This is a genomic window from Stenotrophomonas sp. STEN018, from assembly GCF_056760235.1.
Genome location: NZ_JBRREK010000017.1, coordinates 21,949 through 44,285 on the forward strand (window position 1 = coordinate 21,949; position 22,337 = coordinate 44,285).

A 22,337-nucleotide genomic window follows, 5' to 3' on the forward strand; every position below is an offset into this window, starting at 1 on the left:
TTTCTGATCATGTCGCTGATGTTTGTGCGTATTTATTGGTTAAAGTGCTGTTCGCGCAGATACTGAATTTCTAGTTTCTAAAAACTCCCTGTCTGCTTGGCTATGCCATACGGACGGGATTTCCTTGTTCAATCAAATCATCCAGGTAGGCAGGTAATGGCAGTGATCATATCGGTGGTAAGCGGCGGCTCGGTTGTTGGTGCTCAACAGCTTGGCTCCGCCAAGCGTGGCGTTTCACGTATCAATGCAATCGAGGGCGCGCGCTACGTGCTTGCCGAGTCGCTGGGCGGCGGCGCCCCGGCCGGTGTGAACGTCAAGCGTGTTGGCAAGAATCTGCTCATCAGCCAGGACGCGAACGGTGCCGAGCAGGACGCACTGATCATCGAAGATTTCTACGGCAGCATTGGTGAGCTGGTCTCGCAAGGCGCCGACGGCCAGTATCAGAGCTACCTGGCCGTTACCGAGCGTGGTGCTGTTGAGTCTGCTGCGCTTGCTGATGGTGAGTCGTCGTCGCTGGCGCTGATCACCGCGCAGCCGGCAAGCACCGAAAGTACTTTCCAATTCTCCGAAGGTGGTTCCTCGTTGTTCAGCAGCGCGCTGGCAAGTGCAGCTGCTGTAGCGGGTGGTATCGCCCTGAGTACTGGTGGCAGCAAAAGCGGCGGTAGCAAGCCGCAAGCGGCGCCTGCCGCCAGCGCCTTTGTGCTCGGCGACGAGGAAGCGGCTGTGTTGCCAGGTGTGCCGGTGCCGGCGACGGCCGAAGCTGCACTCAACGCCGACGTGCAGGAGCTGGCCGTAGCTGTTGAGGCAGACGCTGGCGCTGCTCGTGACGCTGAAGTCGGCGGCACTCTCGCTGCCGCTGCCGCAACCGCTGCCGCAACCGGGCCGTACGGCATCGACGACATTCCCGTCATTGATGCCATCGTCGACAACTACGGCGTGATCCAGGGCGTCATTGAAAATGGCGGCTACACCGATGACGGCTACCCGACCATCATCGGCAAGGCCGAGCCCGGGGTTAAGGTGCACGTCTACCTGGGTAAGTACCTGCAGGGCTTCACCGTCGCTGATGCCAATGGCCAGTGGTCATTCAAACCAACGTCCCCGTTCACCACCGGTACGCATACGATCACCATCATTCACGAGTATCCGAACACCGATATCAGTGAAGTATCCGCACCGTACGTGATCACGGTGGACAAGGTCGCCCCGGGTATTCCGCAGATCATCGGCATGCTGGACGATGAAGGCCGTATCACCGGTGCAATCACCGACCAGACCATCACCGATGACAGTCGGCCGACCATCACCGGTACGGCAGAAGCCAATGCCAAGCTGATCGTCTATGACAAGGGCAAGGAGATTGGCTATACCACGGTTGGTGCTGATGGCACGTGGAGCTTCACGCCGGAGACACCGTTGGCTGATGGCCTGCATATGTTGAGCTATTCGGCAATGGATCGTGCCGGCAATAGCGGTCAGCAGACCGCCGTGACCGAGTTTTTCGTCGATACGCGTCCGGAAAAGGTCAGTATCTACTTCGCCACGGACAACGTAGGCAGTGTGACCGGTGACCTCCTCAGTGGTGGCGTGACCGACGACAACACGCCTACGCTTTTCGGCGCGGCAACGGCCGGTGGCATCGTTAAGATTTACCAAGGGCAGGTGCTGCTTGGCCAGACTGTGGCAGGTGTCGATGGCTCTTGGGAGTTCACTCCGTCAGCAGCCTTGAGCGACGGTGTGCATACGTTTTACGCAACGGTGAATCTGCCGGCCAAGGGCGAGAGCGAGCCCAGCAAGCCTTTCAGCCTTACGGTGAAAGCGATGCCTCCTGACAAGCCCTCCATCGACCAGGTGCTCGATGACGTGGGTGCCGTGCAGGGGCCATTGAAGAACGGAGATTCGACTGACGACACCAGGCCGACCTTGACCGGTAAGGGTGAGCCTGGTGCGACCTTGAATGTGTATGACGGCACCAAGCTGTTGGGCAGCGTTCCGGTCGATGGTGGTGGTAATTGGAGCTTCACGCCCAGCACGCCGCTGGCGGACGGGGGGCATACCTTCACCGCTGTAGCGGTGGACTCGGCAGGAAGGATCAGCGAAAAAAGCAACGCAATCAATGTGACGGTGGATACCACGATCTCTGTCTACAAGCCGCTCGCCGTCGATCTAAATGGAGGCGCACCGCAAGGTCTGACGCAGTGCTACATGATCAAGACGGGTACGGCGCCAGCGCAGACCTACCGGATATACGTGAACGGTAAACTCCAGGAAGAGATTACGCTGGGTAGCTGGGTTACCTGGAACTCCAAGATCTGGTGGACCAATGCGACAACGCAGGTGTTTCGGCTTGTCGTCGTAAAGGCCGGGTATGAAATCGAGGTTGATAGCCACACTGGATCGCAGCTGATGTCCAAGACCAGCGGCCCGGACGGGCATATCATGCTCAATAACCAAGTGGTGAGCTTGCACCCGGCAGCGCGGGGTGCGTCCAGCTTCTTGGCCGGTGGCGAGGAGGTGGCCGGTGATAGCGACGTAGTTGTTGCCGGCAGCGGCTTGGGGAGCAAGGCCGCGGGGGTGGTGACACACTCGGAAGTCGTCGGCATCGCGGTGAACGAGCCGACCATCAGAGGAAACTCGGACGGCGTTGCGGTCGCTCCGAGTGCTGGCAACATTGCCGCAATTGAATCCAACTCGGCGCTGGAAGCAAAAACAACCCACGCCAGTGCTTCGGCTGGCGGACCTGTCATCACTACGGTGTACGCCATCGACGACATTCCCGTCATTGATGCCATCATCGACAACTATGGCGTGATCCAGGGCGTCATTGAAAATGGCGGCTACACAGATGACGGCTACCCGACCATCATCGGCAGGGCCGAGCCCGGCGTTAAGGTGCACGTCTACCTGGGCAAGTACCTGCAGGGCTTCACCGTCGCCGATGCCAATGGCCAGTGGTCATTCAAACCAACGTCCCCGTTCACCACCGGTACGCATACGATCACCATCATTCACGAGTATCCGAACACCGATATCAGTGAAGTGTCCGCACCGTACGTGATCACGGTAGACAAGATCGCCCCGGGTATTCCGCAGATCATCGGCATCCTGGACGATGAAGGCCGTATCACCGGTGCAATCACCGACCAGACCATCACCGATGACAATCGCCCGACCATCACCGGTACGGCGGAAGCCAATGCGAAGCTGATCGTCTATGACAAGGGCAAGGAGATTGGCTACACCACGGTTGGTGCTGACGGCACGTGGAGCTTCACCCCGGATACCCCGTTGGCGGATGGCCTGCATATGTTGAGCTATTCGGCAATGGACCGTGCCGGCAACAGTGGTCAGCAGACCGCCGTGACCGAGTTCTTTGTCGATACGCGTCCGGAGAAGATCAACATCTATTACGCCGATGATGATGTCGGAAGCGTGACCGGTGAGGTCTTCAGTGGCGGTGTAACCGATGACAGCACGCCGACCCTGTTCGGTACTGCGACGGCTGGCGGCATCGTCAAGATCTATGAAGGTAGTGTGTTGCTTGGTCAGGTTACTGCCGATGTCGACGGCACCTGGCAGTTCACTCCGCCGGCGCTGAGCGAGGGCGCGCACAGCTTCCACGCCACGGTGACCCTGGTCGCCAAGGGCGAGAGCGCACCGAGCAAGCTGTTCAATCTCACAGTGGCTTCAACGCCTCTCGGCAAGCCCACCATCGATCAGGTGTTGGACGACGTGGGCACCGTGCAAGAGCCGTTGAAAAACGGAGACTTCACCGATGACAAGACGCCGACCTTGATCGGCAAGGCCGAAGCGGGCAGCACCGTGAAGATCTACGACGACGGCAAGCTGCTGGGCAGCGTGGTGGCCGATGCCAACGGCAAGTGGACCTACACGCCGTCGTTGTCCGATGGCGAACACAAGTTCACGGTGATCGCCACCAATGCGGTTGGCCTGACCAGTCCTCCATCGGATGTGTTTGGCATCACCGTGGATACGGTGCCACCGACGCAGATTGCAACAGTCACCGACATCGGCAAGGACAGCGGTTTCAGCGCGCACGACTCCCTGACCAACGACGGCACAGCCGGGCGCCTGATGACGGGCACTTTGTCCGCGGCGCTGGGTGCCGATGAGAAGTTGCAGGTGTCGACGGACGGTGGCAATTCTTGGGCGACCGCGCTTGTCGAAGGCAATCAGTGGAGCGCGCAGGACGGCAACAGCCATGCGGGCAGCTGGACCATCCAGACACGGGTGATCGACGGCGCAGGCAATGCAGGTCCTGTCAACTCACACGCGGTCGTCCTCGATACGGTGGCACCCAAAGCGCCCACGGGGCTGTTGATCGATGGTTTGACAGTGACCGTCGCTTTTGACAGAACCAACTTGGTCGCAGGAGACAAGCTCTATCTGGCGAACGGCGGCCAGAACTTCGTTTACCAGTTGACGGCAGCTGATATTGCGGCTGGCAGGGTGACGGGCGCACCGGGAACCCCCTTGTCGGAATCCTTGACGGCAGCCATTGTGAATCAGGCAGGTAATAAATCGGCAGACTTGAGTGCCAGGCTCACGAAGGCTTGGGAAGATTTCTCGAATAGTAAAAACATAATGGAGATTGGGGAGTCGCTGGAGTATGAATATTTCACGGCGAAGAATAATTCCGCTGGCCGTATTGTTGATATGCTTAAAATGATACCAAATAATTTATCGCATGGGCTGTGGATTTCCTCGGGAAGAGGGGCGGGTAACAATGATTTGATATTGGATCTTAAAAATCCTACAAAAACGGTATCGTTTTGGCAGTCGCGAAATGAAGGAACCAATTCCGCCACTCCTAGCTGGGTTTCTTATTTGGATGAAGATGGCGTGGTTATGCGTAAGGTTGCGATGAATTCAGGAGGGGCAGGGAAAAAAATTGAATTTACCGCTCCAGAAGGAAAAAGTATCGCCAGTATTGTTTTTGATATTCAGCCAGGTGGTGGCGCCTTTTGGCTTACCCTTTTTGCGTTTGATTCGTACGAAAGAACATATAGCACTTCGGAACTCGTCAATCAGGATGTGACAGGGTTGCATTTTGGGGGCAAGGAAGACAACGTATTTACAGTTGCCAATGTTGCCAAGCTATCCGGTGCCGATGCAGGAGTTCATGGTGGGCAAGGGCTGGATACGCTGAAATTGACCGGCGCAAATCAAACGCTTGATTTGACGGTGCTCGGCGGAAAACTCAGCTCCGTCGAAATCATCGACATCACCGGTACAGGCAACAACATGCTCAAGCTGTCGCTGAACGATGTGCTGGAAAACGGTGCCGTCAATCAATTCGTCGGCAATGGTCGCGTGCAGATGATGGTCAAGGGCAATGCTGGTGACAGTGTCAACCTGAGCGACCTGCTTGCCGGCGGCGGTGATCAGGGTGACTGGGTGCAAAAGGCATCGGTCGTGATCGACGGCATGGCATATGTCTCCTACCAGCATTCCTCGCTGGGTGCCGAGTTGCTGGTGCAGCAGGGCGTGACCGTCGTGCTGGACAACCATGCGCCAGTCAACAGCACCAGCACGCTCGATACCCTGTCTTACTATGCGCTGGGCGATGAGGTTCCGGAGGGTGGTGAAACCCAGAGCTACAGCGCGGACGACGACCTGATCATCGCCAGGCTCGGCTTTGCGGATCGACTGACCGGTGGCCACGGCAACGACACCTTCCTCAACGTGGGCACGGGTGACGTGGTGATCGGTGGCATGGGTGACGACACCGTGCATGTCATGAGCGGCGACTTCGCCCTCCTGAAGGGCGGCGAAGGCATCGACACGCTGGTGATGGACGGCAGGGCGATGCACATCGACCTGTCGGCCATGGGATTGAAGGTGCAGGGCTTCGAGAAGTTCGACCTTGGATCGGGCGGCAATTCGTTGTCGCTGAGCGTGGGTGACGTGCTGGCCGACGGCGCGCGGGAGCTGCTGTCTTCCGATGGAAAGGTGCAGATGCTGGTTGATGGTGTTGACGGCGAAGTGAATCTGCTCGGTGGCCTCGCTGACTGGGCTGAAGGTGGCTCGACGACAGTGAGTGGTGTGACTTACAGCGTCTACACCAATCTCACCGGTACGGCCGAGCTGTTGGTTCAGGACATGGTGCAGGTGACGATGCTCTGAATCAGGCTTATGTAGGCGTCGGCCGGTCAGGCGACGCCCACTGCTTGTGAGCGACCCTGCGAGTCTTCGACTTGCAGGGTTTTTTTTGGAGGCGTTCCGCGTTCGTCTTCCGATACTTCTCGATGTGATGATGAGCTGGCGGTATCACTAGTGAAACTAAACCGCAATAGATGTGCGCTGACTTTAAGACGCGTCCTGTATATCTGACGCCGGTTTGAGCCGCAGACTTACACATGTGAGCGGGATGCTCTTACTCGCGAGATCTTGCTCCACTCCAGGCTTTGAAACGACGAAGGACATCGCTGGTTGATCACCTAGCGCGCATTCAACGCGATGTGGATTGACCCGGTAGGCCTTGCAGGTGTGTCGCGCGTGTGATTCGCGGGCGTTGATGAAAGTTGCGAATGATTTGCGGTTGGCGCTGCTGATTATTCATGTGTGCTCCTTTGAAAAAGGTGCTGTTCGCGCCCGTACCAAATTTCTAGTTTCTAAAATATCCCTGTCTGCATGGCTGTGTCATGCGGGCGGGATGTCCATGTTCATTCAAATCATCCAGGTAGACAGGTAATGGCAGTGATCATATCGGTGGTAAGCGGCGGCTCGCTTGTTGGTGCTCAACAGCTTGGCTCCGCCAAGCGTGGCGTTTCACGTATCAATGCAATCGAGGGCGCGCGCTACGTGCTTGCCGAGTCGCTGGGCGGTGACGCCCCGGCCGGTGTTAACGTCAAGCGTGTTGGCAAGAATCTGCTCATCAGCCAGGACGCAAACGGTGCCGAGCAGGACGCACTGATCATCGAAGATTTCTACGGCAGCAATGGTGAGTTGGTCTCGCAAGGCGCCGATGGCCAGTATCAGAACTACCTGGCCGTTACCGAGCGCGGTGCTGTTGAGTCTGCTGCGCTTGCTGATGGTGAGTCGTCGTCGCTGGCGCTGATCACCGCGCAGCCGGGAAGCACCGAAAGTACTTTCCGGTTCTCCGAAGGTGGCTCCTCGTTGTTCAGTAGCGCGCTGGCAAGTGCAGCTGCTGTAGCGGGTGGTGTCGCCCTGAGTACTGGTGGTAGCAAAAGCGGCGGTAGCAAGCCCCAGGCGGCGCCTGCCGCCAGCGCCTTTGTGCAAGGCAACGAGGAAGCGGCTGTGTTGCCAGGTGTGCCGGTGCCGGCGGTGTCAGCCGAAGCTGCACTCAACGCCGACGTGCAGGAGCTGGCCGTAGCTGTTGAAGCAGATGCTGGCGCTGGTCGTGACGCTGAAGTCGGCGGCACTCCCGCTGCCGCTGCCGCGCCGTACGCCATCGACGACATTCCCGTCATTGATGCCATCGTCGACAACCACGGCGTGATCCAGGGCGTCATTGAAAATGGCGGCTACACCGATGATGGCTACCCGACCATCATCGGCAGGGCCGAGCCCGGCGTTAAGGTGCACGTCTACCTGGGCAAGTATCTGCAGGGCTTCACCGTCGCCGATGCCAATGGTCAGTGGTCATTCAAACCAACGTCCCCGTTCACCACCGGTACGCATACGATCACCATCATTCACGAGTATCCGAACACCGATATCAGTGAAGTGTCCGCGCCGTACGTGATCACGGTAGACAAGGTCGCCCCGGGTATTCCGCAGATCATCGGCATCCTGGACGATGAAGGCCGTATCACCGGTGCAATCACCGACCAGACCATCACCGATGACAATCGCCCGACCATCACCGGTACGGCGGAAGCCAATGCCAAGCTGATCGTCTATGACAAGGGCAAGGAGATCGGCAGCACCACGGTTGGTGCTGACGGCACGTGGAGCTTCACCCCGGAGGCACCATTGGCTGATGGCCTGCATATGCTGAGCTACTCGGCAATGGACCGTGCCGGCAACAGCGGTCAGCAGACGGCTGTTACCGAGTTCTTTGTCGATACGCGCCCGGAGAAGGTCAATATTTACCTGGCCGATGACAACGTGGGTAGCATCCAGGGCGAGATGTTCAATGGCAGTGTGACTGATGACAGTACGCCGACGCTGATTGGCACCGCCACCGCAGGCGGTATCGTCAAGATCTACGAAGGCAACGTTCTGCTGGGCGAGACTATCGCCGACGTCGATGGTACTTGGCAGTTCACTCCGCTGGCTGCACTTGGCGAAGGTGCGCACATGTTCCACGCCACGGTGACATTGGTTGCCAAGGGCGAGAGTGAGCGCAGCAAGGCGTTCAACCTTACCGTGAGTGTAGCGCCGCCTGATATGCCTATCATCGAGTCCATCACTGACAACGTTGGCGATGTCCAGGGTGTCGTGCCCAGTGGTGCCGGCACAGATGACACGACGCCGACGTTGGCGGGCAGGGCTGAGCCCAATGGCACCGTCTATATATATGTGAAGGGTAATGAACTGCTGGGCACTGCGCAGGTTAATGGAGATGGCGAATGGAGCTTTACACCGACCGTCGCGCTGACCAACGATACGTACGAGTTCACCGTAAAGGTCGAAAACAAGGTAGGTAAAGTGAGTGCTGCGTCCGAGCCTTATGTTGTGACCATCGACACTGTGCCGCCGAGCAGGCCGAGCATCGACGGAACTATCGACAACGAAGGTGACGTCACTGGTTTGGTAGTCAATGGTGGATCCACCGATGACACCACGCCGACGCTCTACGGCAAAGCGGAGCCCAATAGTGCGGTGTACATCTACATCAACGAGACGACCTTGCTGGGCAGTGCAATTGTCAACGGTAATGGCGATTGGAGTTTCACACCACCCATGCCGCTGGCCGATGATACCTATGCGTTTACCGTGACCAACAAGGACAACGTTGGTAACGTCAGCGCGCCGTCCGAGCCTTATGTAATAGCTATAGATACGATAGCCCCTGGTAAGCCAACTTTTGCCCTCTTCAATGACGAGTTGCCAGATTTGCCGCAAATCAATAACGGGCAAACTACATTCGATAACACTCCGCTGGTGGTGGGGCAGTCGGAAGCGAACGCCGTCATCGTCATCTACGACAAGGGGTTGGAGATTGGGCGTACAGCAAGTGATGGCGCCGGAAACTGGCGTTTCACGCCTGCAACGCCGTTGAGCGAGGGCGCGCATGATTTCAGCGCCAGCACAATCGACGCTGCGGGAAATGCGGGAGAGGTGGGTAAGGCCATTGCGTTCGTTGTGGATTCTAGAGTTTCGTTCATGGAAGATTGGGAGGATGAGCCGAACTCGACTGTCAACGCCGGGGGCACTCTGGTGAGCAATAGTGGACTGACCATCAAAGCTGTCTCCGGGCAGATGATGAAAACGTACTACACCACCGGTGCAGGCCATTGTGTCTTCATGAAATCTGGCGGCACTTATGTTCTTAACTTCAATCAAGTCGTTTATTCGATGTATTTTGAAATCAGGAATCATGACGTTGCTTGGCGAAAGGTCGAAATGCTTGATGCTGACGGCCGAGTAGTTGACACCATGAACATCTCAGCCCAATACGATTGGGCAAACGTGAGCTATGTCGCAAAGCCAGGCCAATCATTTGTCTCAGTTCGTATTACGAGTGCGCATGAGAACGGTTTAGCTTTGGGCGACAATGGCTGGGGATTGGACAATGTTAAGTGGTCAATCAAGCCTCCAGCTACTGTCGGGCTAGCCTTCTCGGAAGAGTCTACTCACTCGCAGGATCTGCTGGTTGAGGTTGATGCCGATTCAGTTGGGAATAAGGGGTCTGCGGAAACGTTGGGTAGCCGTTCTTGGGAGATTGAGGGTGGTGATGGCGGCGATGTGCTTGTGCTGAAAGGCGAGCATCAATTGGTGGATATCCAATCGGTTCTGGAAATGGGCACCGTTGCACCAATCATCGACATCACTGGCACGGGCGACACCACGCTGAAACTATCAATTTCCGATGTTCTGCAGATCGGAACGGAAAACCTGTTCATCGACGACGGTAATATCCAACTCGTGATCAAGGGCGATTCAGGTGATCGCATTGAGCTGAGCGATCTGTTGGATGCGCAAGGCGCGCCAGGCGATTGGGGCGCTCAAGGCCAGATTGAGAGCGATGGCGTGACGTATGACGTTTACCAGCACTCTGGTGTAGCAGCTGAACTGCTGGTGGAGCTCGGTGTGAGTGTCAATTTTGGCAATCACTTCTAAGGAAGGTCTGAGCAATCGACTCGGCCGCGCTGATTTCCCGTGACCGAGTCGGCACCACGTACTACAAGTCGGAAAGGCAGTAACTTCCAAGTCTATCATTGCGCTGCAGGGCGGGTTTTCCCGTCCTGCAGATGCAACTACAGCGCCTGCGGCAGCAACTGCCGCCGCGCCATCCACAAGATCGACAGCGCGAACAGCGTAAGTACCTGCGACAGGTTCTTGGCCAGGCCGCGATAGCGCACCTTGGTGTAACCAAACTGGCGCTTCACCACCCGAAATGGGAGTTCGACTTTGGCACGTACGCTTCACTGCGGCAGCAAGTGGATACGCAGCATGGTTTCAAGCCGATACGGCTGCCGGCCTGGGCCACCCGTCTTTGGCTAGTGCGGTTCGATCAACGCCAACAGCGCGTTCCACGGCACAAACTTCTCAATCTCCGACAGGAAGATCTCACGCCCCGTGCGCTAGCGTCGGCCTTGTTGTTCGGCGTCGCCAAAGGTCAGCTGCATGGGCCGATCAGGCCCTCAAGTCGTGGAATGCTGTCTGACGGGCTTCGAGGGATGTGTTCAGACCGTCCCAAGTGTTGGCTAATCCTCAGTTTTTTATTCTTTGTGGAAAGCCTACAGGACGGCTCGGCGTCCATTTTTTCTTTCTTAGAAGGGGATACGCAGCGCGCAGCCGATTGCTGCCGTGGAGCTTGCCGTTCTGTCTCCACAGGAGAGAGGCATCATCAAGTGGCACTCCTATGTCTATATGGGGTAACCCCTATACACGCAGTTCTGAGTGGTACGCAGACTCAAAAGGTGGGGAGGAATATCCCACTTTGGCAGTGCGTCATCGGGTGACTGTTGTATGGCGAGGAGATCGAGTTGCGCGCTGATTGTCGATTGTTGGTGATGGATATCAAGCGTCCCGCGCAGCGCTGCGGTGCACGGGAGCTGCGCAGGGGGCCGCAACGAATGCCGTCTGGGTGCTGCCGTGCCGACCACGAGTCCGATCGCTCAATGCGTGTTGCTTGAGAGACTTCTGTCACGTTGATGAGAGCAGTTCCGTTCAATCAAAACTCAAGGTGAACTGATGATGGCAACTTCCATGTTTGTGGTTAGCAACGATTCCGTCATTCATGCTCAGAAACTCAATGAATTGCCGAATGATGAGCCGGTGCGCATCGGCGCAGTGTCTGGTGCGCGCTACGTTCTCGCGGAGCCGCAGGGTGGGGCTGTTGATGAGGTGGCTGTCACCCGCCAGGGGCACGATCTGCTGGTCGGCCATTTGGATAAAGGCGGGCAGACGACAGCGTTGGTCATTGAGAAATTCTACAGGTGCAGCGGTGTTCTGATTGCTCTTGGCGCCGATGGTCGCAATCATGAGTACACGTCTCTCGCTGAGGCAAGTGCAGCAGGTGTAGGCGAAATGCGTGATGGCGCATCATCGGTACTGCGCACAACTTCAATAGAGTCTTCCTTCGAAGAAGGCACAGTGCATTTGTCGGAGAAGGAGGTATCGGAAATCAGGATGGCGATGGCCTCGATGGATGCAGATATCGTGGTGCCTGTGCCGGGACGCGACGGCGAGGGTAATGGGCAGGACAGATCGGCGAGCGTGAGCTACGGGGCGGCTGGCGATACCGGGGCGAACCCAGCGGATTCCGCTGATAAAGGAGCGGGGTCTTCTACGCAGGCCGCTGTGGCCATAGAGGCGGTGGTGGATAACCACGGCATAATCCAAGGCGTCATTGCAAATGGCGGTTATACGGATGATCCTCGGCCGCAGATCATCGGCAAGGCAGAAAGCGGAACACTGGTAAACGTCTTTCGCGAGGGGTACATGATTGGCTCGGTCGTCGCTGATGCGAACGGCGAGTGGCTGTTCCTGCCAGTTGATCCTTTATCCGACGGTACTCATTCAATCACGGTCACTTATGCCTACCCAAATGGCGACATCAGCGACGAATCCCCGCCCTACGTAATCACCGTCGACAAGGTCAGCCCCCTTCCTCCCGTCCTTGTCGAAATTCTGGACGATGAAGGGCGGATTACCGGCGCAATTTCGGACCGCATGATCACTGATGACAGTCGCCCCGCTTTCAACGGTACCTCGGAGCCGTTCGCCATGATCATTGTTTACGACAAGGGTAGGGAGCTTGGTCGGGTAGAAGCTGGGGTCGATGGTAAATGGTCCTTTACGCCGATTTTACCCTTGGCTGATGGATTGCATATTGTGACCTTCGCGGCGCTCGATAAGGCAGGCAATGGAGGTGAGCAATCGGTTGCTACAGAGTTTGTGGTGGATACGCGTCCTGAGCAGATCAGTATTCATGTGGCCCACGATGACGTGGGCGGTGTAACCGGAGCACTTATTTCAGGCAGTACAACGGATGACAGGACGCCATCCCTGAGAGGCTCCGCAACAGCAGGTGGGATCGTCAGCATCTATGAAGGGTCCGTGCTGCTCGGGCAAACAACGGCAGGCTTTAACGGAATCTGGCAGTTCACGCCCGATCAACCGCTCAGTGAAGGTGCACATACCTTGCATGCCACCGTGACCCGCGAAGCGACCGGTGAAAGTGAACCAAGTGAGCCGTTCGAGCTGACGATTGATCTCACGCCACCAGACCAGCCAAGCATTGATTCAGCGCGGGACAACAAGGGCGACATCCAGGGGCTGTTGATGAGCGGCGATGTCACCGACGACGATACGCCTACTTTGATCGGCAAAGCCCCAGCGGGCAGCATCGTGACGATCTACCACGATGGCAGCGTGCTGGGTAATGTTGTTGCTGGCGACAATGGGCGGTGGCGATTCACCCCAGATACTCCGCTGGCTGATGGAACCTATCGCTTTACGGTAACCGCCGCCGATTCAGTAGGAAATGTGAGTGCACCATCGCATACGTTTGAGGTGACCATCGATACATTCGCGCCGTCAAGGCCAAGTATAGATAGCGTTGTTGATGATGTTGGCGCTGTGACCGGTGCGGTCCTGAACGGGGCGACTACTGACGATGCACGCCCGGACATCAGCGGCACGGCCGAGCCAGACAGCATCGTCATCATCAAGGATGATGGCGTGGAAATCGGGCGCACGTTTGCAAACTCTGCCGGTCAGTGGACATTCGTGCCAACCACTGGCCTGATTGATGGAAACCACCGCTTGACCGTTGAAGCGGTGGATGCGGCAGGGCACGTCAGCGTGCCTTCTGAGCGCTTTGATTTCATCGTCGACACTTACCTTCCCTCCGCGGTTGTTACGCAGATTGGACGGGACAGTGGTTTTGATGGCGGAGATTTCGTGACCAATGATGGGTCCGCTGGCCGTGTCATCAAGGGTGTGGTCAGTGACCCGCTGAGAGTTGATCAGCGGGTCGAAGTGTCAACGGATGGGGGCGTGACCTGGTCCAGTGTTGTGATGCGGGACGAATCAAGGTGGGTATTCCTGGATTTCAGTAGCCACGCCAGCAGCTGGGAGGTTCTTACCCGCGTTGCCTCTGATACAGCAATTACTGGAGATGCCATATCACAGCTGGTGCAGCTTGACGTGGTTGCACCGGCAGCGCCGACGGGTATCTCGTTCAGTGGCTCTGCCGTCACTGTGAGTTTTGAGGCTGCCGCGGTGGTTGCCGGTGATCGGATCTATCTTAACGAAGGGACGAAGTACGCCGAGTATCGATTGACCGCTGCAGATGTTGCGGCCGGGCAAGCAACGATTACCCCCGGGTTTGCGATTTCTCACGCTACCAAGGCCGCCATTGTTGACAACGCCGGGAACGTATCGAGCTATCGCTACAGTGATGCAGGAGCGATCAAGGAAGACTTCTCGGGCACCACGGATACGGCCCGGTACGCGGTGGGACAGACACTTGTACTGGACACCATGAGCGTGAAAGTTCTGCAGGGCATGACTACGATTGGTACTTATAGCAACACCCCCGAATTCGGTACCGGGAAGCGGCTCTATTTTGGTTTCTCCAGTAGAGACACGCTGGAGATCTCCTTTGCGCCAGCATCGAAAGTAACCTTCACAACGGACTATCTGCACGATCCGGCGACCTATGCGTTCTACGATACCCACGGCAATCTGCTGCAGATGCAGAGCTTCGCCGCTGCACCCGGTGGGTACCGGGTGAGCTATACCGCTGAGCCGGGTGCTTTGATCGGGTCGGTCGTCGCACATACGACTGAGTGGGGGTTTCTTGACAACTTCGAATTCAGTGTAAAGAGCGCGTCGGGTCTGGTTGAAGATGCAAATACAAGATATGTAAGTGACGCCAACTTCAGTTATCAAGGCGATGGGCGCGACGATATCTTCGTCGTCACTGACGCGTCAGGCAGTCGGGGCGCGAGCATCAACGGAAATGGGGGTGTTGACACACTCCGGTTGCTTGGCACAGGCCAGGTGTTGGACATGAAATCGTGGGGTGACAGGATCAAGTCCATTGAGATCATCGATCTGAACAAGGGCGCCAACACCGTGCTCAAGCTGTCCTTGGCCGAGGTCATGGAGAATGGCGCGGTGAATGTGTTCACCAGCAATGGACGCGTGCAGATGAAGGTGATGGGCGGCAGCGGTGATGTCGTCGAACTCGGGGACTCGCTGGACGGTGTGGACCTGGGCTGGTGGACTGGCCAGGGACAGTTGAAGCTTGCGGGTGTTCTTTACGATGTCTATCAACATAGCGGAGCGATGGCGGACGTTCTGGTGAAGTCCGGCGTAACGGTCAAGCTGGGGCTGGGCGCTGAAGCAACGATCGACAGCGTGGGCAGGGTTGACGACGGGATAGGGCTGGAGGTGGTGGAGGGCGCCGCCGGCCAGCTTGTACGAGGGGTGTTGAGCGTCCCGCTGGCCGAGGGGATAGCACTGCAGGTTTCAGTGGACGGTGGCCTGATTTGGCAGGATGCGGTGGTGAATGGCAGGAACTGGGCATTCCTTGATACCTCCATCCATGTCAGTGATTGGGCCGTGCAGACGCGGATAAGCGATGGTGTGAATCACGTCGACTCAGCTGCTGCGCGCACCGTCACCCTGCTTGAAGGCTACGCAGCGCCCACCATCACCCGCATCCCGGAAGCTGAGCACATATACACAGTGACTCAGGCAAAGGACGGATCGATGATGACGGTGTCCATCGTCGGCACCGGTGCCAAAGCAGGCGACCAGGTGCATGTTCAGTGGGGAAGCAGCACCTTCGATCAGGCGCTGACACAGATGAACATAGACAGTGGCTTCGTGATGTTCAACGTACCAGCTGCGGTTACCAGTGCCGCGCAAGGTTATCGGTACGATTTCTCGGTGACCGCGCAGATCATCGGGCAAAACGGTGTGCTCGGCGCGGTATCAACGCCATACGATGTGGTGGTGGGCTATACCCGTACGCTTGTCGGCGATGGCATGCAGGCACTGCCAACGAACAACGAGTACACCGGCAATGGTTTCTCCGTAACCACCACGGGAAGCATGTCAAAGACGGCGGCGACGGCAAGCAGCGTATCGGGGCTTACCTTGAGTGACACGCAGAACGCCAACGCTACCTTTACGCTGAGCAAGCCGGCGGACCAGTTCTCGCTGCGCTTGAGTGGCGCCAGCAATGCGCAAGGTGCGGATATACGCATCTTTGATGTGAACGGTAACTTGATGTATGAGGAAACGGTTTTCGGCGATGCTACGGCACGGCATCTGAAAACGTTCAGTTGGGCCAAGACGGGGCTGGCAGATATCGGTTCGTTCACAGTAACGGCTTCGGGCGGAAGCGTCACATTGGATGCATTCAGTCAGTATGTGGTGACCCACACCGCCGACTCACGGGATCCGAATCTGATTGACCACCTTGCCGAGACCTTCTATGGCACGGGTGGAGACGACACCGTGTCGCTGTCGCAGTCCGCGGGTATCTATCTGCAGCAGGCAACGGCAGCAATCCATGGAGGTCATGGCATCGACACACTCAAGCTCATGGGTTCGGCGCATACGCTGAACCTGACGGCGGCTGGGGCCAGAGTGAGTTCAATGGAAATCATCGATATCACAGGTACAGGGAATAATTCCCTGGCACTGAATCTTTCGGATGTGCTGCGTAATGGTGCAGTTGATGCGTTTCGTGTTGGTGTTGAAAGTCGGGTCCAGATGATGATCAAGGGCAATGCTGGCGACAAGGTCAATCTAAGTGATCTGATGGTTGACGGTATGGATGCTGGTGACTGGGTGAAGAAAGCCCAAATTTTGATGAGTGACGGAATGTACGAAAGCTACCAGCACTCCGTCTTGGCCGTTGAGCTGCTTGTGCAGCAGGGGGTAGCCGTTGCCGTCTCAAACGTAACGGCGGCTGCTGTCCCGGCTATTTCATCCGCTGAACTGGATATGTCTGGATTGTTGCAGCCAGGTGCCGAGCTGCTGTTGGTTGACGCGCCTGAGCCGACGATTGTTGGTGCAGTGGCACCGGACCACTTTGACTACGGCTGGCAAGCACGCGGTGCGGACGCGTTGCATCTGCATATGCTCGCACTGGAAGCTTGCTGATTGTTCTGAAGCCGGTGGCGGGTCTTGCCCGCCACCGGTTGACGCAACACGCTGGGCGAACGTCCATCTTGGATCAATCTGAATAGATCGATGATCCAGGTCTGATGTTGCGGGGCGCCCTTCGCCTTGGCCGATTGATCGTCATTACGGCAGGTGAAATGACAGAAGGAAACAAGGCGATTCTCATATCTCGAAACGCCGGCTTGCTTCAAGATTCCCACCTTGATACCCAAGGTCCGTTGACTGAGGCGGCTGGGCGATTTCAACTGGAAAAGTAGTGTCGGACGCGGGGCAGGGGCGGGTAGATTCGCTGCCGTTCAGGCGCGGCTCGGGCTTGTCTATTCGGCATATTCAGGCAAATGGGCGTGTCGAGCATTTCGCACTGATACCCCTATGTTTTGGCAGGGTCCTTGAGCTCTCTCCATGTTGTTTCGCTTGGTTATTCGTGGGCATGTGGCGTTGCTGGGAGTGACTTCGAGGCAGGTTGGTCGCATGCATTTAGGACGTGTCCCATGTACTTGGGGGGCGCGTATTTCTACGCTTGCACCCCATCGAAGCTGCGTCGGGTAAGGCAGCTTGTTCCAGGTGGCGCCATTGCAGTGCGTACCTTGGTTATTGACGCGATTGGGTGGCGGCGCTGCGAATCTCAAAACGGGTTCAACGCCAAGCCCCTTGCCGAGTCCCTTGTTTTGCCCGAAACACGGTCTTCCTTGTTCTGGAAGCGAATACTTTTGAGGTTGCGGATGAGCAGTTTCGGTAGGAACCCTGCGTTCCATAAAAAAACTACGGCACGGAGGCCCCTAGCTACCTTCTCGGTTATCGCGTTGGCTTGCATGTCGGTTCTCAGCGGCCAGGCAAGTGCCGATGATGAGCTGCTTCAGTTCGAACAGGTAGCGCCGCGTAGCGCCGTCGGCGACATCGCATCGGGCGCGCAACAGTCAGTCAATGAGCAGGCACGATCTGCCAAGGCGGCGACGCCGTCGGCCGTCGTGCAGTCGGTGCGCGAAAGCTTGGCGTTGCCCGCGCCCGCCAGTGTTGTGGAAGACGTGCTTGTTTTTGAGCGCTTGCCCGTGAATCAGGTTGAGGCGCCGGCTATCTCCAGCGAGATTGCGCCTGCGTTCGCCGACACGGTAGTCGCCCCGGCAATGCAGTTGAGCGTTCCGCAGCCTGTTCCAGGCGGCACCGTTGCGGCCGCACGGATTGCGGGCAAAGGCGAGGTGCCCGAGGCCGAATTGCGCGAGATGTTCCTGATAATGGTGGACGCTGCAGCCGGGCGTAGTCCTGCAGTAGCTGGCGCACTGGCGCAGTACGCCGCTTCCAAGGCCGACATTTCCGAGGCCAAGGGCCAGCGCTATCCGCAGCTGGATATCAGCGCCCGTGGCCTGTCCCGCGAGTTTGGCGCTACCGCTGCGTCGGGCACTGGCGATCCATCGCTGACGTTGGGTATCACCACCACGCTGTTCGATTGGGGCCGCGTTCGCAAAACCATCGAGAGCCGTACGCACTTGGCCGACGCTGCCGACTCTGCGGTACAGGCGCAGCTGGAATCGTCGGCTTACGACGTGACCTCCAACCTGGTTGAACTGGCAAAGCAGCGCATCGTTGTGGAAACCAGCCAGCGCTATGTTGATCGCATGGCCGAACTTGTGAAGATGCTTGAAGGCATCGTTGCCGTTGACTCTGGCCGGGTCAGCGAGCTGACCCAGGCGCGTGCTCGCTTGCTGCAGGCCGAGGCCTCGCGTAGCACCGCGGATTCAAAAACGCGTGATATCGAGATCAATCTGCGCAGGATGGTGGGTGATCGGCCGTTGCCTAGCTTGCCTAGCTCGCAGTACTGGGATTTCCGCTTGCCTGAGCTGAGCTGGCTGTTGGCCGAGTCGCTGCATCACCCGACCGTACTGCAGGCCAAGGCATCGGCGCGGTCTGCTGACATGCAGGCTGATGCGGTGCGCTCTGCGTTGCGTCCGCAGGTCAACTGGGTGGTGAGCAAGAATACGGGGGAAGATGTTTACGGCCGTGAATCAGCTTGGCAGACCGGCTTGACGCTTTCCTGGAGCGCGTTCCGTGGCGGCTCTGGTCGCGCGTCGGAGCAAGCAGCGCGGCAGCGTGCCCAAGCGGGCTGGATGGGTGCCGAGCAGCAGGTTCAGGATCTGGAATATCGCATCCGCGCGGCAAATCAGGATTCCCGCTCGCTGGCGGACCGTGCGGATCTGTATCGCGGTCTGTCATTGGAGTCGGACAAGATTCGCGCAGCATTCTATGAGCAGTGGTATCACCTTGGGCGGCGTACGTTGCTGGATGTTCTCTCCTCGGAGAGCGAGCACTACAACAACCAGATCGGTGAGGTTTCCAGTCGGTTTGATGGCTACCAGGCGATAGTCAGGCAGTACGCAAGCGCCGGTGCGTTGGTGCGCTGGCTGAGCACTGGCAAGTAACTGTTTCGTTTCATATGTGAAGTATTTGGCGTCGGCTGCGCTCTGGTTGATGCCGCGCACCTGCTGATAGCAATTGTCCGTCGCCTGCAGCGGTGCTGCGCACTTTGAGACTTTCCCTATGTATGGAGTCTCGGGTGAAAAACATACTGGTAGCAATGAGGTGGCTGGCTGTTATTCATCGGAGCGTTCCGACGCGACGGCGGGGCAGCTGGTCCTACCTGAGAGTCTTGATAAAGGTGTCCGTTCACCGTGAAAGCGAATCGTTCGTCTTCACGCAGGGTTGCGGGCCGCAGAAACGATATTGAGGAATATGGCATGTCTTTGAATGGAACGATGAAACGTGCAGCAACGGCAGTTGTTGTGGCAACGGCTTCCTTGCTTGTGTACACCGGTGCGCACGCGGCAATTCCTGCGTCTGCGTTTGCAGACCCTTACCAGTCGGTGCCGGCAGTGGCTGCGAATCAGAGCCAGGTGGTGTATTACCGGGATGGCACTCCCGGTCAACTGGCCACCACGGTGCACGTGTATATCGACAACGAGTTTCATACCAGTCTGTTGCCGGGCGGTTTTACGGTGTTCTGCATTGCGCCGGGCGCACACGGACTGAACGCGGTACTGGATGATGCGCCGCGCTATGAAGGCAAGAAGGCGCAGCCGCGTACTACCCTGGAGGGTGGCAAGACCTACTTCCTGAAGGTGAGTGAGGCCGGCGCGGTATTGCCGACGGCGGTGACGCGTGCGGATGCTGAGAACGCACTGGTGCACAGTCCGCGACAGGTGCATGTGCTGTCGCGTGCATCTGCGGTTAAGGCTTGCGACTACACCGGCCCGGCGGAGCCGCAGGTGTACACGCTGTCTGGCGACGTGCTGTTTGCATTCGGCAAGGCTAGCTATGCCGATGTGCGCGAAGACGGGCGACGCGCGGTGGCAGAGATCGTACGTGAACTGCAGAAAGATGGCGTCGCGCTTGATCGAATTGACGTGGTTGGTCACACCGATCCAATCGGTAGCGATGCGGCCAATGAGACGCTGGGACTGATGCGCGCCCAGACTGTGCGGCAGATGCTGATCGAAAGCGGCTTGGCAGTTGGCTCCATTACCGTTCAGTCCAAGGGCCGTCGTGAGCTGTTGGTGGATGATTGCCAGGGTGACCGCGCGCATCTGATTGCGTGCAATTCACCGAACCGCCGCGTCGTCATCCAAGTGTACGCGCGCCGCGAGTAATGCAGAGAGAGTGGGGCAGCGGCATCGCGCCGTTGCTCCGCATTGGTTTTATGTCCCACCACCTTCAGTCGTGTGTGGGCGCTACGGAGTGATATTCAGATGTGCTGCGCGGTAGTTGATCGAATGATAGGTATATCTGCACTGATACTGGTCACTGCAGCCGGCGCATTGTTTGCGGTCGGTCCGGTGGCGGCACAGGATCACCGCACCTTCGGCCGGTCGTACTCGGCAGTAGCGGCGGTGGGGCAGGATCAGGTCCAGGTTGTCTACTACCGCTCCGAGGCCACCGCCGGCGGCATCGTCGCGAATGTCTATCTGGACAGGGAGTTCATCACCGCATTGAGGCCGGGCGGTTACACAGCATTCTGCTTGGCACCGGGCCGGCATATGCTGGGGTCCTACCTTGATGACGCCCCCACCTATTCCGGGAAGAACGAGGAATTGTATGCGGCAACTTTCAAGGGCGGCGCAACCTACTACCTCAAGGTGCGGGAGGAGGGTGGCAATCATCCGTTGCCGGTGACCCGGGCTGTAGCATCTGCCGAGCTGAGTGGGCGAAGGCAACAGGCTCATCTGCTGTCACGTGCCTCAAAGGTCGAGCCATGTCGTCACTACGGTTATCTCGATGCTCCGGCGGTGGTGCTGCGCGAGTACGTGCTTTCCGCTGACTCAGCTTTCAACAGCCGCAACGGCCTGAGCGCGGCAGGTAAGAGCCAGGTCGAATCGCTGCTTGCCGAGCTGCAGCGCGACAATGCGCAGATAACCCGTGTTGAGGTAGAGGGCCATACAGACCCTACGGGTGCCTCGGCAGATAATCAGGTGCTGGGCCAGCGCTGGGCTGACATTGTCCGCGATGCCCTGGTCAGCAGCGGTGTTCCACAGTCAATGGCCTACTCAACCAGCGCGGGTAGCCGGACGTTGGTGAAACATGGTTGCTACGGCAGCGCGGAACAGCAGCGCGCCTGCTATGCGCCCAACCGACGCGTGGTGCTTCGCGTGGAAACGCGGAAGATACCGGCATCTTGAGTGAAAGGTGATGGCCCTTATCGTCCGATTGAGGGCCATTCCCATGCTGGATAAACAGGATGGCCGGTCTAGCTGGTTGCTCGGTTTAGTTGAGAACGCCGACCGGCATGCTGATCGGCATCTGATTCGTTTTGCGGGGTTTTGCAGTGTAGAGGAGTTGATTCGGTGAAATGGTCGATCATGGCGCCACTCCGCGTTGCGGTGTTGGATGACCATTCTTTAATACAGATGGCATTGGAACTGCGTTTGTCGCGTGAGGCAGATCTCAAGGTTGTTGGCGTGTACTCGAACAGCCGGGATCTACTGGCGTCGCTGAGCGGCACTCCAGCAGATCTTCTGGTGCTGGACTACGCACTGGGTGCTAGCGAACTGGATGGCCTGCATTTGATCGGCCTGATACGTCGCCGTTTCCCATCGCTGTGCATACTTGTATCGTCCTCCGCCGAGTCGCCGTCCGTGGTCAACCTGTCGCTCAGTGTTGGTGCAAACGGCTTCTTTGGAAAGTCAGAGAGTGCCGAACTGCTGGTTGAAGCCATTCGCAAGGTGGCCTCAGGCGAGACCTATGTGTCGCCGGGTTTGGCTTACCGCCTTGGGCGCCAGCCAGCACCTGCAGGGCGGGCGTCGCCTGATGTCAAAGGTGGGCAGCGTTTACTGAACGACCCTACGCTCTCACCCAAGGAGCGCGAGGTGTTGCGCTGCTGCCTGGACGGCATGTCCGTTTCGCAGATATCGCGCAAATTCATGCGCAGCATGAAAACCATCAGCGGCCAGAAACAAGCCGCATTTCGGAAACTCGGGGTTCGCACCGATGCGGAGCTGTTCAAGCTCCAGCATAGCCTCGCCACTAGCTGATTCAATCGCTGAGTA

At 57.7% G+C, this 22,337-nt stretch carries 7 protein-coding genes and 2 pseudogenes; 7 read left to right on the plus strand and 2 right to left on the minus strand.

Annotated features, from left to right (window positions below):
• The first annotated feature begins 156 nt into the window (after positions 1–156).
• Positions 157–6,147, plus strand: a complete 5,991-nt coding sequence (locus ACVOMB_RS08665; protein ID WP_481530793.1) for an Ig-like domain-containing protein — start codon at positions 157–159, stop codon at positions 6,145–6,147.
• A gap of 567 nt (positions 6,148–6,714) precedes the next feature.
• Positions 6,715–10,272, plus strand: coding sequence for an Ig-like domain-containing protein (locus tag ACVOMB_RS08670; RefSeq protein ID WP_481530794.1), 3,558 nt, complete (start codon positions 6,715–6,717; stop codon positions 10,270–10,272).
• 137 nt (positions 10,273–10,409) lie between these two features.
• Here ACVOMB_RS08670 and ACVOMB_RS08675 read toward each other — a convergent pair.
• Positions 10,410–10,574: pseudogene (locus ACVOMB_RS08675) on the minus strand (transposase); the annotation flags it as partial.
• A gap of 6 nt (positions 10,575–10,580) precedes the next feature.
• Positions 10,581–10,721: pseudogene (locus tag ACVOMB_RS08680) on the minus strand (transposase); the annotation flags it as partial.
• A gap of 631 nt (positions 10,722–11,352) precedes the next feature.
• On the opposite strand from ACVOMB_RS08680, the gene ACVOMB_RS08685 reads away from it, so the two are divergent.
• From ACVOMB_RS08685 to ACVOMB_RS08705, 5 genes are all read left to right on the plus strand, one after another.
• Complete coding sequence (locus ACVOMB_RS08685; protein WP_481530795.1) at positions 11,353–16,785, plus strand: Ig-like domain-containing protein; 5,433 nt, start codon at positions 11,353–11,355, stop codon at positions 16,783–16,785.
• 833 nt (positions 16,786–17,618) lie between these two features.
• A complete protein-coding gene (locus tag ACVOMB_RS08690; protein ID WP_481530796.1) occupies positions 17,619–19,220 on the plus strand; it encodes a TolC family protein in 1,602 nt (533 codons plus the stop codon).
• A gap of 315 nt (positions 19,221–19,535) precedes the next feature.
• Positions 19,536–20,444 carry an OmpA family protein gene (locus ACVOMB_RS08695; protein WP_481530797.1) on the plus strand — a complete coding sequence of 303 codons (909 nt, stop codon included), beginning with the start codon at positions 19,536–19,538 and terminating at the stop codon, positions 20,442–20,444.
• 123 nt (positions 20,445–20,567) lie between these two features.
• Positions 20,568–21,470 (plus strand): OmpA family protein, encoded by a 903-nt coding sequence (locus ACVOMB_RS08700; protein WP_481530798.1) that lies wholly within the window; start codon positions 20,568–20,570, stop codon positions 21,468–21,470.
• A gap of 165 nt (positions 21,471–21,635) precedes the next feature.
• Complete coding sequence (locus tag ACVOMB_RS08705; protein WP_481530799.1) at positions 21,636–22,322, plus strand: response regulator; 687 nt, start codon at positions 21,636–21,638, stop codon at positions 22,320–22,322.
• Positions 22,323–22,337 lie beyond the last annotated feature (15 nt).

What these genes read in the sequence shown, in the direction of transcription:
- ACVOMB_RS08665 (WP_481530793.1), top strand. Translation starts at nt 157, where the DNA reads ATGGCAGTGATCATATCGGTGGTAAGCGGCGGCTCGGTTGTTGGTGCT.
- ACVOMB_RS08670 (WP_481530794.1), top strand. Translation starts at nt 6,715, where the DNA reads ATGGCAGTGATCATATCGGTGGTAAGCGGCGGCTCGCTTGTTGGTGCT.
- ACVOMB_RS08685 (WP_481530795.1), top strand. Translation starts at nt 11,353, where the DNA reads ATGGCAACTTCCATGTTTGTGGTTAGCAACGATTCCGTCATTCATGCT.
- ACVOMB_RS08690 (WP_481530796.1), top strand. Translation starts at nt 17,619, where the DNA reads ATGTCGGTTCTCAGCGGCCAGGCAAGTGCCGATGATGAGCTGCTTCAG.
- ACVOMB_RS08695 (WP_481530797.1), top strand. Translation starts at nt 19,536, where the DNA reads ATGTCTTTGAATGGAACGATGAAACGTGCAGCAACGGCAGTTGTTGTG.
- ACVOMB_RS08700 (WP_481530798.1), top strand. Translation starts at nt 20,568, where the DNA reads ATGATAGGTATATCTGCACTGATACTGGTCACTGCAGCCGGCGCATTG.